This is a genomic window from Vibrio sp. V09_P4A23P171, assembly GCF_963875615.1.
GTDB lineage: Bacteria > Pseudomonadota > Gammaproteobacteria > Enterobacterales > Vibrionaceae > Vibrio > Vibrio anguillarum.
Window position 1 is genome coordinate 91540 of sequence record NZ_CAWNMR010000011.1, and the last position, 14573, is coordinate 106112.

Annotated in this window: 14 protein-coding genes; 1 reads left to right on the forward strand and 13 read right to left on the reverse strand. The window is 42.8% G+C overall.

The window, feature by feature from the left end; all coding sequences use genetic code 11:
- Positions 1 to 22 precede the first annotated feature (22 nt).
- The 13 genes from AACT23_RS04720 to AACT23_RS04780 all read right to left on the reverse strand — a co-directional run bounded on the left by AACT23_RS04720 (position 23) and on the right by AACT23_RS04780 (position 13268).
- On the reverse strand, positions 23 to 1378 hold the full coding sequence (locus AACT23_RS04720; RefSeq protein ID WP_029189877.1) for a sodium-dependent transporter: 1356 nt from the start codon (positions 1376 to 1378) through the stop codon (positions 23 to 25).
- A 126-nt stretch (positions 1379 to 1504) separates the two neighbouring features.
- Positions 1505 to 3061 carry a diguanylate cyclase gene (locus AACT23_RS04725; RefSeq protein WP_176428690.1) on the reverse strand — a complete coding sequence of 519 codons (1557 nt, stop codon included), beginning with the start codon at positions 3059 to 3061 and terminating at the stop codon, positions 1505 to 1507.
- A 65-nt stretch (positions 3062 to 3126) separates the two neighbouring features.
- The gene (locus tag AACT23_RS04730) at positions 3127 to 3870 is read right to left on the reverse strand and encodes a YggN family protein (RefSeq protein WP_094129766.1); all 744 of its coding nucleotides are present in this window, start codon (positions 3868 to 3870) and stop codon (positions 3127 to 3129) included.
- A 124-nt stretch (positions 3871 to 3994) separates the two neighbouring features.
- Positions 3995 to 5077 (reverse strand): DNA polymerase IV, encoded by a 1083-nt coding sequence (gene dinB, locus AACT23_RS04735; protein WP_094129769.1) that lies wholly within the window; start codon positions 5075 to 5077, stop codon positions 3995 to 3997.
- Between the two features lie 116 nt (positions 5078 to 5193).
- The gene (nqrM, locus tag AACT23_RS04740) at positions 5194 to 5427 is read right to left on the reverse strand and encodes a (Na+)-NQR maturation NqrM (RefSeq protein ID WP_013856179.1); all 234 of its coding nucleotides are present in this window, start codon (positions 5425 to 5427) and stop codon (positions 5194 to 5196) included.
- 8 nt (positions 5428 to 5435) lie between these two features.
- Complete coding sequence (locus tag AACT23_RS04745) at positions 5436 to 6443, reverse strand: FAD:protein FMN transferase (RefSeq protein WP_017049723.1); 1008 nt, start codon at positions 6441 to 6443, stop codon at positions 5436 to 5438.
- Between the two features lie 180 nt (positions 6444 to 6623).
- Positions 6624 to 7847, reverse strand: coding sequence for an NADH:ubiquinone reductase (Na(+)-transporting) subunit F (nqrF, locus tag AACT23_RS04750; RefSeq protein WP_013856176.1), 1224 nt, complete (start codon positions 7845 to 7847; stop codon positions 6624 to 6626).
- A 33-nt stretch (positions 7848 to 7880) separates the two neighbouring features.
- On the reverse strand, positions 7881 to 8477 hold the full coding sequence (nqrE, locus tag AACT23_RS04755; RefSeq protein WP_013856175.1) for an NADH:ubiquinone reductase (Na(+)-transporting) subunit E: 597 nt from the start codon (positions 8475 to 8477) through the stop codon (positions 7881 to 7883).
- Between the two features lie 7 nt (positions 8478 to 8484).
- Positions 8485 to 9117 carry an NADH:ubiquinone reductase (Na(+)-transporting) subunit D gene (locus AACT23_RS04760; protein ID WP_013856174.1) on the reverse strand — a complete coding sequence of 211 codons (633 nt, stop codon included), beginning with the start codon at positions 9115 to 9117 and terminating at the stop codon, positions 8485 to 8487.
- Positions 9117 to 9884: a Na(+)-translocating NADH-quinone reductase subunit C gene (locus AACT23_RS04765; RefSeq protein ID WP_013856173.1), complete on the reverse strand. Its 768-nt coding sequence runs from the start codon at positions 9882 to 9884 to the stop codon at positions 9117 to 9119. The genes AACT23_RS04760 and AACT23_RS04765 overlap by 1 nt, the downstream gene beginning before the upstream one ends.
- Complete coding sequence (locus AACT23_RS04770) at positions 9874 to 11118, reverse strand: NADH:ubiquinone reductase (Na(+)-transporting) subunit B (protein WP_094129772.1); 1245 nt, start codon at positions 11116 to 11118, stop codon at positions 9874 to 9876. The genes AACT23_RS04765 and AACT23_RS04770 overlap by 11 nt, the downstream gene beginning before the upstream one ends.
- Positions 11119 to 11123: 5 nt before the next feature.
- Complete coding sequence (locus tag AACT23_RS04775; protein WP_026027642.1) at positions 11124 to 12464, reverse strand: Na(+)-translocating NADH-quinone reductase subunit A; 1341 nt, start codon at positions 12462 to 12464, stop codon at positions 11124 to 11126.
- A 495-nt stretch (positions 12465 to 12959) separates the two neighbouring features.
- Positions 12960 to 13268 carry a BolA family protein gene (locus AACT23_RS04780; protein WP_026027643.1) on the reverse strand — a complete coding sequence of 103 codons (309 nt, stop codon included), beginning with the start codon at positions 13266 to 13268 and terminating at the stop codon, positions 12960 to 12962.
- Between the two features lie 161 nt (positions 13269 to 13429).
- On the opposite strand from AACT23_RS04780, the gene AACT23_RS04785 reads away from it, so the two are divergent.
- Positions 13430 to 14560: a methyltransferase gene (locus tag AACT23_RS04785; protein WP_019282324.1), complete on the forward strand. Its 1131-nt coding sequence runs from the start codon at positions 13430 to 13432 to the stop codon at positions 14558 to 14560.
- Positions 14561 to 14573 lie beyond the last annotated feature (13 nt).

Below are 14573 nucleotides of genomic sequence, written 5' to 3' on the forward strand. Positions count from 1 at the left end.
GTGGGAGGAAGAAAGTAATTCATTAACCGAACGAAGCCCAAATCACCGTAGCCACTAATACAGGGCAGACAAATTTCACGTACCAAGGCCAGATTTTACCAAACCAACCCAATTGGAACTCAGGGAAACCTTGTTCTAACTCTTTGACCTTCGCGTGACGACGCCATACCCAACCGCCAAATAGGCAGAACATCAGCGCTGCTGTCGGCTGCAAATATTGCGTCGCAACCGTTGCCACTAAGCCAAATAGCGCACCAAAATTATAAACAATAACGACACTGACTAGCGCAATTAACGCGCCTAATACCCAGCTTGTTGGTGCGCGTTTCGTATTAAAACGCTCGCTGACTAAGGCTACAGGGCATTCCAGCATAGAGATAGAAGAGGTTAACGCGGCGATCGTCAGTAAAGTGAAAAATACGATAGCAAACACCTGCCCCATCCAACCAAGGCTATCAAACATCAATGGCAACACGGTAAAAACGAGCGTATCTGAATTTAGTAAAGAACCGTCAGCGGCATAGATTTCCACACCTTTATGCATCGCAACAAACATCGCAGGCAACACAACAAGGCCAGCAATGAAAGCCACGGCGGTATCCACTAAAGTCACATTTAGTGCCATCTTCGGCAGGTTTTCTTGCTTGCTCAGATAAGAGCCGTAAATCAGCATCGAGCAGCCACCAATGGTTAATGAGAAGAAACCTTGCCCCATTGCCGCCAGTAAGAGATGTCTGTCAAACACCTTTGAAAAATCAGGGACTAAATAGTGTTGTAAACCTTCCATAGCTCCTGTTTGCATCATGATGTAAACAAACAGCACACCAAACAGTACAAACAATGCAGGCATTAAACGCGTTGACCATTTTTCAATCCCGTCTTTAACACCACCTTGCACGATTAGAATCGTCAAAATATAAAACACTAAGGTTCCGAATAAGTTACGCTCAACACTAAACCCTTTCAACCAAGCTGTGATTTCCACAAAACCCAATAACTCTGTCATCGCACCGAATAAAAAGCAGATTAGCCAGCCCCCGACGATGCTGTAAAACGCCAGTACCGCACTCGGAACACTCAAACCAATCCAACCGACAAAGCCACCGACCATTTTACCTAGTGGATGAGGCGTTAATGAGCGCATGCTATCAACAGGGTTTGCTTGCCCAAAACGGCCTATCGCCATTTCAACCACTAACATAGGGAAGGCAACGACCATGATCATCACCAAATAAACCAATAAGAATGCGCCGCCGCCGTTGCTTGCCGCTTGGGTTGGAAAGCCCCAGATATTACCTAGGCCAACTGCCGCACCCGCCGCCGCAAGAATAAAACCAAGACGTGAACCAAAATGTTCACGAGAATCAGACTGTGTCATACCACTCACACAAATATCAATAGACTAGTTAGCTAGTACAGTAATACAGGCAATCAAATAGAGCAATTACACTGCTTATTAATTAAACAAGCATTGCAAAAATAAACAGAATTTACTGCGTAAAGATTATTGAACAGGCAATGTTAACGGGAGATTAGAGGTGAATTTTTGCACGAGATAACGACCTCTTCCTTGTGCTTTGACTGCATAAAGTGCTCTATCAGCCACATGAAAGAAATCTAGATAGTGATTCAACTGTGGGGTATCAATTTCAACCCCTCCAACGCTGATTGAAAGCGTCTTCTTCGCCGGGGAAAATTGGTGGGTGATGCGCAGCGATTCAACCGATTCGATCAGTCGTTTAGCATAAGCTTGACCATCAATTTCGATGTCGCTCGCCAAAACTACACAAAACTCTTCTCCACCAAAGCGAGCAACCAGTTTTTCACCGCCAAAATCCAATTTTTTTAAGCTAGTCGCAACAGATTTCAATGCTTCATCACCCTCTAAGTGGCCGTAGTGATCATTGAACAATTTAAAATAGTCAATATCGATTAAAAACAATACGATATATCTAAATTGATAATCAACAATATAGCTTTTAAAGACCTTTTCTAAACGACGGCGGTTCGCAATACGTGTGAGTGGATCGTGCTCTGATTGCCATTTTAGTTCACGCCGACTGGTTTCCAGCTCCCATACTATTTGGTTCATCGTACGAGAAAACTCTTTCATTTCCTTCGATATGAAGGAGCGCTCACTAGGCATCTTTCCACCCGATGCTTTAAATTGATCCAGCACTTGATTGGCATCATTGATTGGCTTGACTACTTTATTCGCTACAACTAAGTTCAAGAAAAACATTAGGATAGAGAATGAAGCAAGCCCAGACAGTTCCTGCCATTGAATAAACGGTGGGACTTTAACGGTATGACTTACTTTAATCAACACAGTAAGACGATTGCGATAATCAAGCATTTCAAGGTAAGAGATATTATCTTCATGTGGCGCGGCAACGGTTTGATCATTAAGACTTTTGATCAGCATCACTTCCACATTCACCCCAGTTGCAATCACAAGCTCATTGATAAACTGTCCACTGATCCTTTTTAAAAAAAGTAAATAACCTTTGTCGCATTCCTTTGCGTCACTATTACAAACCCGAGAGGTTGCAACGATAAAAGGTTTGTCGTCTATCACGATAAAACTGAGATTCGGTTTGATGAAATCTTTTGGTGCTTTCATCGCGTCCGCTAAAATATCACCAAAATTATATCGAATCGCATCATAACTGGCTTCATGGCCAGTCTCATAGTCGTAGCGCTGGCCCCAAACTAATTGCACATCTGGATTAAAAATAAAAATACCGTCTAATGACTTGGATTCAAAGGTGTGAGTACCAATACTGTCGCGAATAAAATCATCATTAGGCTTAGCAATAAAATCGGCCATTTCATTCCATGCTGCATAATCAGCCAATGATGCCCCCATGTCCGCTTTTTGCATATTAAGAACAGTTCGAACTCGGTTAACCTCACCTCGTTGCAAGGAAAGAGCATCTTCAACGGCGCGATCATAAGACCACATAAACTTAAATAGCAGATAACACAAAATAAACAGCACAACGAAGGCTATTGAAACTAATGCTGTTAACCATCTCAAACTAAAATTATTAAACAACATCCATACCAGTAAATTAACCTAACATCATAGACACAAATAAAGAGCACCGAATGTGCTCTTTAAGTTTAGATGGTAAAGACTTGATAATCTTTTAATACTGGTATTTTTTGGTGCAGTTGTTGTTCCTGCTCAACCATATCATCAAGAGACTCACAAAAATCACGACTCTCTTTTTGAATTGTGGCGGCGTTTTCTTGAATTCGCTCGGCTAACTTAACTTTTAAGTCCGCCATTGTATCGGTCAATTTTGTGATGTTTAAGCCACCCTCTTCTCTCATTTTCAGTGAAAGGGCACCGAAGGCGCCGGATATAAACTCTTTGTTAAATAAAGCTTTCGCTTTTTCAAAATCATCGGCCCAAGTTTGCGTCATTGATTCAAAAGTCTGCGCAGGGAGAACCAGCTCACCATCTTTGTAATAACGAGATTCAATATTGGCAAAAAAAGTGGCTATGGATTGCTTGGCGCTATCGAAGGCGTTGGGAGATTCAATACTTTTCGCAACATCATCCAAAATATCATTCGCCAACGCTAAGCCATCACTCGCCATCTGTTTTACTTTAGGCAATGAAGCATTCATGCTTTCTCTATACTGCTCAAGGGCCGTTTTCTGCTCACTGTCGAGTTCCATCTTTTCACCACGGATATAGAGATTATTCTGTTTATCTATCAAAACAGTGTCGGTGCTCGTTTTAAGAATTTCAACCTTATCACCATCAAGGTGAACTTCATGGTTCACATCAACTCGGCACTGCGCTGCCCACAAAGGGGAGCTCAACAACATTAAAGTGACTAACACTACTTTTTTCATTGTTTTCTCTCATCGATCGTTTTATGACTAACCATATCAGGTGTGGATATTTGATGAGTTAGTATTTCTCGCTAGCAATATAAATGATTTCAACCTAAAAACCGTCAATTTAATGACATAAATGTTAGTTTGTTTCACTAATTAAAAAAAAACTGAGCTGCTTATTGAGCATTTCTGGCTTTAACATCACCTGTAAACCAAGTAAGCGAATTTCTCGCCCGTTTTGCCGCAACAAAATATTCTCCAAAAGGGTTCGAAAATCATTGAGCTCTAACTGTGGATGAAGATGCTCAATCGTCGTAAGTTGAAAATCGGCAAACTTGACTTTGATCCCTTGTTTGACAATCGAACCATCAACACTCGCTCTGTCTAACCTCGCTTTTATCTCTGGATAGAGATGATGTTCAATCACCTGCCAGCACTCTTCATAACTTGAGATATTTTGACTAAATGTTCTTTCGACACCTAATGATTTGCGCTCCCTCTCTGTCACGACTTCGCGATTATCAATTCCATGACTTTTCTTCCATAGTGAAGCGCCTAATCTGCCAAAGTTACGAAGTAGCTCTCGATAGTCCGTTAGCTTGATATCTTCACACTTATAAAAACCCGCTTGGTGCAACTTTTCCAGACTAACCTTACCGACACCGGGTATTTTCTCTAGCGGCAATGAATCGACCACCTGCTGTACTTTATCGGGTGGTATTACAAATTGACCGTTAGGCTTATTCATATCAGAGGCCACTTTAGCCAAAAATTTTACAGGTGCTACACCTGCAGAGGCGGTCAGTTGGAGTTCGTTGTGAATATCATGGCGAATAGCTTGAGCTATCAATGTTGCGCTTCCTTGACATAACGGTGAATCACTCACATCAAGAAATGCTTCATCTAATGATAACGGCTCAATAATGGAAGTATAACGTTCGAATATCTGTCGGATTTGAATGGAGATAGCTTTGTATACCGACATCCGCCCCGGAACGACCAGCAGATTGGGACATAATTTTAAGGCTTGAGCAGTCGGCATTGCGGAACGAACGCCAAATTTCCTCGCTTCATAATTGCAAGTACTTAACACACCACGCTGCTTTTCATGACCACCAACGGCTAGAGGGCGATGCCTATATTCGGGGTTATCACGCATTTCTACCGCAGCGTAGAAACAATCCATATCAATATGGATAATTTTTTTGATTTTATTTTCCAATTCAAAACCATCAAAAGACTGTATACATAAACAGTATATTCTTGGTTTCTATGGATTGAAATGAATTGCTTTTAAAAATTAAAGAGCCTGCACAAAACAGGCTCTTTAATCGTAGCTCAGGCGATACGATCTTTTTCCCAATGCGCTAACTTTTCAGCTCTTGCTGCGGCCTTAGCTTCGCGTTTTTTACGTGCATCACAAGGCTCTGGGCAATTGCACACTTTTTCAATGCCAACAGCACCTAATCCACCACAACTGCCTTTGACTACTTTCTTTTGAAAGACATAGCCAACCGCCATCGCGGCAATGACACACAGAAATACACTGAATGTAATGAAAAAAGTATTCATAACTTAACTCACTTTTTATTTAGAAATGGCTTAAATGCGCTGGAGGCAATCTCTTCAAAACCTTGTTCTGTTTTCACAATCATGAACACAGGAATATTGTATTGCTCTGCAACCTCAATACCTTTCGTCTCTCCTAGTACCATTAATCCAGTCGCTAGGCCATCTGCCGTCATTGAAGATGCGTCCAAAACGGTAACTGATACCACTTTATTATGGATGGGTTTGCCAGTGATTGGATTGATAATGTGAGAATAACGCACACCATCTTGCTCAAAATAATTGCGGTAATCACCTGAAGTGGCAATTGCCAGATCACCAGGTTCAATGATCTCTTGAGCGGTACGTTCATCAACTGTCGGTTTTTCTATGGCGATTCGCCAAGCTACGCCTTCTCGATTTACGCCTTTTAAGCGCATCTCACCACCGACTTCAACCATGTAATTGGCAATGCCTTGTGATTGAATGTAGTCAGCAACCACGTCGACTCCCCATCCTTTCGCAATAGTTGAAAGGTCCACATAGAGATTAGGAAGATCTTTACTTAACGTAGTGTCGGTTGCGCTAAGATGCTCAATGCCTATATTGGTTTTACGCTCAGCCAATTCTGCATCGCTTGGCACCACATCAGGACGAGCTTCAGGGCCAAAACCCCATAGGTTAACCAAAGGACCAACAGTGACATCCAATGCACCTAAAGTAAGACCGTTAAGACGCAGCGCTTCTTTCACCACGGTTGCGGTTTGAGAAGAAACCGTAAAAGGTTCCGTTCCTTGATATTGATTAAAACGGCTGAGCTCAGAATCTTTACGATAGGTCGACATTTGATCGTTCACTTCTTCCAATAACCGATCAACTTCCTTTTGGAGAGCCTCCGAGCTAGGGATACCTTCAGCTTTCAGGTACTTAATATTGTAAGTCGTGCCCATAGTAGGGCCACTGAGATGAACTTGCTCAACCGATTTTTCACAACCCGCCAAGATGAATAGAGAAGCTAACGCAACAAGCCATTTTTTCACTTGTTTACTCCTAAAAATGAAAGTGAATATAGAAAAGAAGTGGTTATAGAAAAGAAATTCCTACACCTATTTTCTATGTTAACTGAGTTGGAATTCAAAACCACAAGGCAAAACTAAAACTTGAAAAAAACAATGGCTGACTCATCAGAGCCAGCCATGGGTTTTACTTACTTCAGTGAATTAACCACCGAAGTCATCAAGAAGGATGTTCTCATCTTCTACACCAAGGTTCTTCAGCATGCCAATCACAGCCGCATTCATCATCGGTGGACCACACATGTAGTATTCACAATCTTCAGGCGCTTCATGGTCTTTCAGATAGTTTTCATACAATACATTGTGGATGAAACCTGTGTATCCATCCCAGTTATCTTCAGGCATTGGATCAGAAAGCGCACAGTGCCATACGAAATTCGAGTTTTCAGCTGCAAGGCCGTCAAAATCTTCAACGTAGAACATCTCACGCTTAGAGCGCGCACCATACCAATAAGACATCTTACGGGTAGATTTTAAACGCTTAAGCTGATCGAAGATGTGTGAGCGCATTGGAGCCATGCCCGCACCACCACCGATAAAGACCATTTCTGCATCCGTATCTTTGGCAAAGAACTCACCAAATGGACCAGAAATAGTACATTTATCACCTTCTTTCAGTGACCAAATGTAAGAAGACATCTGACCCGGTGGCACATTGGGATTATTAGGCGGCGGCGTAGCAATACGCACGTTTAGCATAATAATACCGAACTCTTCAGGGTAATTCGCCATTGAGTAAGCACGAATAATGTCTTCATCAACTTTTGACTCGTAGCGGAACAGGTTAAATTTATCCCAATCGCCACGATACTCTTCTGGCACGTCAAAATCTGAATATTTGATGTGGTGTGCTGGCGCTTCGATCTGAATGTAACCACCAGCACGGAAAGGCACTGACTCGCCATCAGGGATCTGAAGTTTAAGCTCTTTAATGAAGGTGGCTTTGTTGTCGTTAGAGATAACGGTACATTCCCACTTTTTAACACCAAAAATTTCTTCAGGAAGTTCAATATCCATGTCTGTTTTCACAGCCACTTGACACGCTAAACGTTCACCCTCACGAGCTTCACCTTTAGTAATGTGATCAAGTTCAGTAGGAAGAATATCACCACCACCAGATTTCACTTTTACACGGCATTGACCACAAGAGCCGCCACCACCACACGCCGATGATACAAAGACACCAGAACCTGCAAGTACGCTCAGTAGCTTACCACCTGGATTAGTCACAATAGACTTATCTGCATCACCGTTAATTGAAATTGTAATGTCGCCTGTTGGAACTAGCTTAGATTTAGCAAATAGAATTACCAAAACGAGTGCTAGAACAATCAGGGTAAACATCACTACACCAAGAATAATGTCCATTGACTATTCCTTAATTGTTGCGGTTTACCCGACTTACAGTTGAACACCAGAGAAAGACATAAAGCCTAACGCCATTAGACCCGCCGTGATGAAGGTAATCCCTAAACCACGTAAACCCGGAGGTACATCTGAATATTTCATTTTCTCACGGATACCGGCAAGAGCGACAATCGCTAACATCCAACCCACACCCGAACCGAAACCGTAAACGACGGATTCAGCAAAGTTATAATCACGCTGAACCATGAAAGATACACCACCAAAAATGGCGCAGTTCACTGTGATTAAAGGTAAGAAAATGCCCAGCGCGTTATACAAAGGTGGGAAAAAACGATCCAATATCATCTCTAAGATCTGTACCAATGCGGCAATAACACCGATAAAGGTAATGAAATTTAGAAATGTAAGATCAATATTTTCACCCAATGCACCTGGTTTAAGTAACAAGTTATAAACCAAGTTATTCACTGGTACTGAAATGGTCAGAACAACCGTAACCGCAATCCCTAAACCAAACGATGTCTTTACTTTCTTAGATACAGCAAGAAATGTACACATACCCAAGAAGAAAGAGAGTGCCATGTTTTCGATAAAAATCGATCGAACAAGCAAACTGATATAATGTTCCATAACGCCCTTACTCCTTCGCTTCTAGTTGTTCAGGTTTGAACGTGCGAATCGCCCAAATCATGAAGCCAATTAGGAAGAATGCCGAAGGTGCTAGCAACATCAAACCGTTAGGTTGATACCAGCCACCATCTTTCACAAGAGGTAGAACTTCCATTCCAAATAGCTTGCCTGAACCAAGAAGTTCGCGGAAGAAACCAACAGTGATCAATACAAAACCATAACCCAGACCATTACCGATACCATCGATAAAGGAAGGAATCGGTGCCGACTTCATTGCAAATGCTTCAGCACGGCCCATTACGATACAGTTAGTAATGATCAACCCTACGAACACCGATAGCTGTTTCGAGATATCGTATAAGTAAGCACGTAGGATCTGGTCAACAACAATAACCAATGAAGCAATGATCGCCATCTGAACGATGATACGCACACTGTTAGGTATGTGGTGACGAATTAACGAAACGAATAAGTTAGAGAAAGCCGTTACAAACATAACGGCTAGCGTCATAACAAACGCCGTTTCCAACTTAGTGGTTACCGCAAGGGCAGAACAGACACCAAGCACTTGAAGTGCGATTGGGTTGTTATCCAACACTGGCGCTAGAATGCTCTTTTTAATCTCTTTTGCGCTAGACATTAGTTCAAACCTCCGTCACGAACTTTTGCTAGGAATGGACCAAAGCCCATATCACCTAACCAGAAGTCGAAAGTGTGTTGAACACCGTTACTGGTTAGTGTTGCGCCAGAAAGTCCATCAACGCCATGCTCAGATCCGGCAGGAGCGCCACCTTTCACAACTTTAATTGCAGGTTGGTGGTTGTCATCAAACAATTTCTTGCCAACAAATTGAGCTCGCCATGATGGGTTTTCAACTTCACCACCCAATCCCGGAGTTTCACCTTGTTCGTAGTAAGTAATGCCGGAAACGGTATTACCATCGGTTTCTACAGCCACAAATGCGTACATCATTGACCACAAACCATTACCGTGAACGGGAACAATCACTTTAGAAATCTCGTCGCCACTTTTCACTAGGTAAACAACCCCAGTATTGGCACGACGAATAATCTTCGCTTTATCTTGTTCCGCTGTTAGCTTGATAGATTGAGCTGGGTCTTTAGAAGCTTTGCGTTGATCATAGGCTGTTGCATCGCCATCAACAAAGTTCCCGGTTTTAAAATCAATCAAACGAGGTTCAATGTATTTAGCAAAAAGCTCTGGCACGCTACCAGACTCGTTAATGCCTGCAACTTCAACAATCTTGCTTTGCTTATCAAGTACTGCGTTAACTTTTTGCTTGTCACGCAGGCCAACCGCTGCTGTCGATACGATGATTGAGCACACTAAGCTCAATGCGATAACAACAAACAGCGTTTTTTTAATGCTATCGTTATTACTTGCCATAGCGTGCTAGTCTCCGCTTGATGTTCTTCTCAATCACAATATGGTCAAACAAAGGTGCAAATAGGTTCGCAAATAAGATCGCCAGCATCATACCTTCTGGGTAAGCTGGGTTAACCACACGAATCATCACACACATTGCACCAATCAAAATACCGTATGCCCATTTACCTTTGTTAGTAAATGAAGCCGATACTGGGTCGGTTGCCATGAAGAACATACCAAACGCAAAGCCACCAAGTACTAGGTGCCAATGCCAAGGCATATTAAACATTGCATTTGTGTCTGAACCAACAACATTGAACAGCGTTGATATGGCAATCATACCTACCATAACACCCGCAATAATGCGCCATGAAGCAATGCCCATGTAGACAATAAATGCCGCGCCAATCGCCAGTGCTAACGTCGACACTTCACCGATAGAGCCAGGAATGTTACCAACAAACGCATCCATCCAAGTAATGGCTTCGCCAGTGACCTTATTGATCAGAGCACCGTTACCACCTTGAGCCCATTGGCTTAGCGCCGTTGCACCAGAAAAACCATCTGCAGCTGTCCAAACAACGTCACCAGAGATCTGTGCTGGGTAGGCGAAGAATAGAAAAGCACGACCGGCTAATGCTGGGTTTAGGAAGTTACGCCCGGTACCACCAAAGATTTCTTTGGCAACAACCACGCCAAAGGTAATCCCTAAAGCGGCTTGCCATAAAGGCAGTGTGGGTGGAACAATCAGAGCAAACAAAATTGAAGTTACAAAGAAACCTTCGTTAACTTCATGCTTACGCACCATACAAAACAGCACTTCCCAAAAACCACCGACCAAGAACACCGTGGCGTAGATAGGTAGGAAGTAAGTCGCACCGAGCAGCATCATACTTGCCCAACCGGCTTGCGTACTTAATGTACCGCCAAGCATTTCAGTTAGCCAATAGTGCCAGTTACCACTGATGACTGTCGCCAATTCAGCGCCAGAATACAGATGGTTAAGTGCAGTAATCGATTGGTGACCAACGTTATACATACCCCAGAACATCGCTGGGAATACCGCTAGCCAAACCATGATCATGATGCGTTTGAGGTCAACGCTATCACGAACGTGTGAGCTTCGTTTTGTAACTAAACCAGGCGTATAAAAAAGCGTTGCTGCTGCTTCATACAAGGCAAACCATTTTTCATGTTTGCCGCCAGGTTCAAAATGATGCTCGATGTCTTCAAGAAACTTTTTAAGGCCCATGAAAATTACCCTTCCTTCTCAATCTTGTCTAGGCACTCACGAAGTAGCTGACCATATTCGTATTTACCAGGACATACAAAGGTACACAATGCGAGATCTTCTTCGTCCAGTTCAAGGGCACCGAGACGTTGAGCGCTATCGATGTCACCTGCACATAGGTCACGAAGTAGGAGCGTTGGTTCCATATCTAGTGGCAACACTTTTTCATAGTTACCAATAGGTACCATCGCACGATCACTACCATTGGTTGTGGTTGTCATGTTGAACAACTGACCTGTGAATAGATGACCAAGGAAAGAGCGAGTGACTGAAAATTTGTTCTTGCCAGGCATTGCCCAACCAAGAAAATCTTTGTCACGACCTTCACGCAGAACCGATACTTGGAGGTGGTAACGACCAAGATAAGCTACAGGCCCCGCCGCTTTCACACCAGAAAGTACAGAACCAGAGATGACACGAACTTCGCCCGGCATCAATTCGTTATCCGTTAACTCTTCGAGGCTAGCACCAATCTGAGTACGGACAAGACGAGGTTTGTTGACTACGGGTCCTGCAAGCGACACCACTCGTTGTGTGTATAGCTCACCGGTTAAGAACAATTGACCAAACGCAATCACGTCTTGGTAATTGATGCTCCACGCCACATTGACTGCATTTACTGGATAGAGGAAATGCATGTGAGTCCCTACAAGACCTGCAGGGTGTGGGCCATCAAACACATGTTCTTCAACGTTTGGCTGTGAAGAGCGTGGCAAGCTAGTACCAGATTTACAGACGTAAACCTTGCCCTCAGTCAGAGTTGAAAGGATATCGAGACCAGCGACGAATGCTTCAGATTGCTCATTAATGATCGTCTCAGGTTTTGCCGCTAATGGATTGGTATCCATTGCTGTCACAAAAATAGCCTGAGTTGAAGACTCAATTGCTGGAACCTTGCTAAACGGACGAGTACGCAACGCAGTCCAAAGACCAGACTCAACTAACTGAGTTTTAACCGTTTGACGGTCAATACTTGCTAGTTGGCTAGCTTCAAAGCTATCGAACGTGATTTGCTCATCACCTGCCACTTCAATCACAACGGATTGTAGGACACGTTTGGCGCCACGATTGACTTCGATAACCTTACCGCTTGCTGGTGAAGTAAATTTAACGCCCGGATTCTTTTTATCTTCAAAAAGAATTTGAGCTTTCTTTACTTCATCGCCTACGCGAACATGCATGGTAGGACGCATGCCAACGTACTCTTCGCCAAGCAAGGCGACTTTAGTGATGGTCTTACCATCATTAATCACCTGGGAAGGAGTTCCTGCAATAGGAAGGTCCAAACCCCTTTTTATTGTAATCATACGCACTTGCACTATTTTATCGGGAAAAAGATTCTTTTAATTGCGTAAGTTCAAGGCTTGTTTATCTTTCATGGTCGTTCTTGATAAGAGGCCAAATGAAAGTTAAACCAGCCTTAGACACGACATTTCTGTGTCCGATTTTGGCTTGTTTTAAACGCCAGAACCGCAACATCCTTTTAATAACCTCATCACAAGTATGGTATGAGATCCATTAGGTGCAATAGTCTAGCATTTTTTCGGAACCTGATGCCATGACCAATCCTCTGATAAGTCGTTTTATTTGGAAGGATTTGAATCATAAAGGCTAGCGAATAGTCATAACTTTGAAGCATCGCACAAATAACCTATTCCTTACCCCTTATGAGTATTTATTTTTATTCACTACCTAAAACAATTTCTCTCAACTTGTTCATCTCGTCAATTTGTTTAAATACTGTTAACATTCCGCTCAAAAACAGAACAAGAGAACGGCATGTTCAGACGGTTCTGAACGAGTTATTTTCCACCGCCCATACACATAGGACTATCAGGTACACCACTAATTTGCGCCTGCCACTCTTGTGGTGTGTAGGTATGAATCGAGAGTGCATGAATGTGGTTCGCTAACTCTTCTGCCAACACTTGGTTAACCTGTCGGTGACGGCCAATCAAACGCATTCCTTCAAAACTGTCACTCACCACAATGACTTTAAAATGGCTTTCCGATCCTGAAGGCACATTGTGCATGTAGCTTTCATTTTCGACTTTCAAATAATCAGGGTGAAATGCTTGATGCAATTTTTGTTCGATTATGGGTTGGATCATACCGTTGCCTTTCTTCCTCAAATAAGAGCATGAGAACATATACGAGTGTAAAGAGATTTAAGTTTAACTAGCCTTATAGAATAGCGAAAGGTTTTGGTTCCTTGTTTCTACGCCATTTGAGACAATGCATCCGTAATTCTCACTACGACCTATAAAAAATTATGAAAACAGAGTTGGCACTGCATGATCGAACGTTGAGCTTGCACCGTTTCCCACATCGTTCAAACGAAACATTACAAGCTTGGGATGCGGGCGATGAATATATGATTAATCATATTGAAGCGTTGAATTTAGCAATAGGCAAACGCATCCTTATTTTAAACGATCACTTTGGCGCTCTATCGTGTTGGTTTGCAGATAAGCATCACGTCACCATGATGAGCGACTCTTTTATTTCGCAACAAGGTACGTTAAACAATCTTCAGCGCAATCAGTGCCGCAACGTGCAATTGCTCTCAACAATGGATGCCATCCCTGAATCGGTCGATCTGGTGCTTTTTCAATTGCCCAAGAGCAATCGCCACTTGGTTTGGCAATTAAGCCAACTCCGTCAGTCCCTTGCCCAAGATTGCCCTGTGATAGCGGTCAACAAAGCGAAAGAGATCCACACATCAACCTTAAACTTATTTGAAAAGTATTTAGGTTCAACAAGCACTTCTCTTGCATGGAAAAAACACCGCCTCGTTTTTTCAGCACCGAACGTATCACCGATTGAAACGGTGGAACCCATAACTGAATGGGCCGTAGAAAGCGAATCCATCCGTCTAAAAAATCTGCCGAATGTCTACTCAGGTGAGGGATTGGATCTCGGCGCACGCTTTTTTCTACAGCATCTTCCACAAGATCCTAAGTTACAGCACATCATCGACCTTGGATGCGGCAACGGGGTGTTATCAATCAAGATGGGCCAACTCAATCCTCAAGTACGCATGACCTGCGTTGATGAAAGCTTGATGGCCGTCGAGTCTGCAAAGCTAAATTTGCTGGAGAATTTAGGAGAAGATCGCAATATTCAATGCATTGCGAATAACTGCTTAGATGGTTTTCAACAAGAGAGTAGCTGTTTAGTATTGTGTAACCCACCATTCCATCAACAACAAGCTATCACGGATCACATTGCTTGGCAGATGTTCTGTGATGCAAAGCATGTTCTTAAAAAAGGGGGACGATTATTAGTGATCGGCAATCGCCACCTCGGCTACGATGTAAAACTAGCAAGATTATTTGGCCAAGGGCAGGTAAAAACTGTCGCGACCAACCATAAATTTGTTATCTTACAAGCAACTAAATAGGCAAGGATAAGAA

Coding starts and splice junctions, on each gene's coding strand:
- AACT23_RS04720 (WP_029189877.1), bottom strand. CDS start 1,378: ATGACACAGTCTGATTCTCGTGAACATTTTGGTTCACGTCTTGGTTTT.
- AACT23_RS04725 (WP_176428690.1), bottom strand. CDS start 3,061: ATGTTGTTTAATAATTTTAGTTTGAGATGGTTAACAGCATTAGTTTCA.
- AACT23_RS04730 (WP_094129766.1), bottom strand. CDS start 3,870: ATGAAAAAAGTAGTGTTAGTCACTTTAATGTTGTTGAGCTCCCCTTTG.
- nqrM (WP_013856179.1), bottom strand. CDS start 5,427: ATGAATACTTTTTTCATTACATTCAGTGTATTTCTGTGTGTCATTGCC.
- nqrF (WP_013856176.1), bottom strand. CDS start 7,847: ATGGACATTATTCTTGGTGTAGTGATGTTTACCCTGATTGTTCTAGCA.
- nqrE (WP_013856175.1), bottom strand. CDS start 8,477: ATGGAACATTATATCAGTTTGCTTGTTCGATCGATTTTTATCGAAAAC.
- AACT23_RS04760 (WP_013856174.1), bottom strand. CDS start 9,117: ATGTCTAGCGCAAAAGAGATTAAAAAGAGCATTCTAGCGCCAGTGTTG.
- AACT23_RS04765 (WP_013856173.1), bottom strand. CDS start 9,884: ATGGCAAGTAATAACGATAGCATTAAAAAAACGCTGTTTGTTGTTATC.
- AACT23_RS04770 (WP_094129772.1), bottom strand. CDS start 11,118: ATGGGCCTTAAAAAGTTTCTTGAAGACATCGAGCATCATTTTGAACCT.
- AACT23_RS04775 (WP_026027642.1), bottom strand. CDS start 12,464: ATGATTACAATAAAAAGGGGTTTGGACCTTCCTATTGCAGGAACTCCT.
- AACT23_RS04780 (WP_026027643.1), bottom strand. CDS start 13,268: ATGATCCAACCCATAATCGAACAAAAATTGCATCAAGCATTTCACCCT.
- AACT23_RS04785 (WP_019282324.1), top strand. CDS start 13,430: ATGAAAACAGAGTTGGCACTGCATGATCGAACGTTGAGCTTGCACCGT.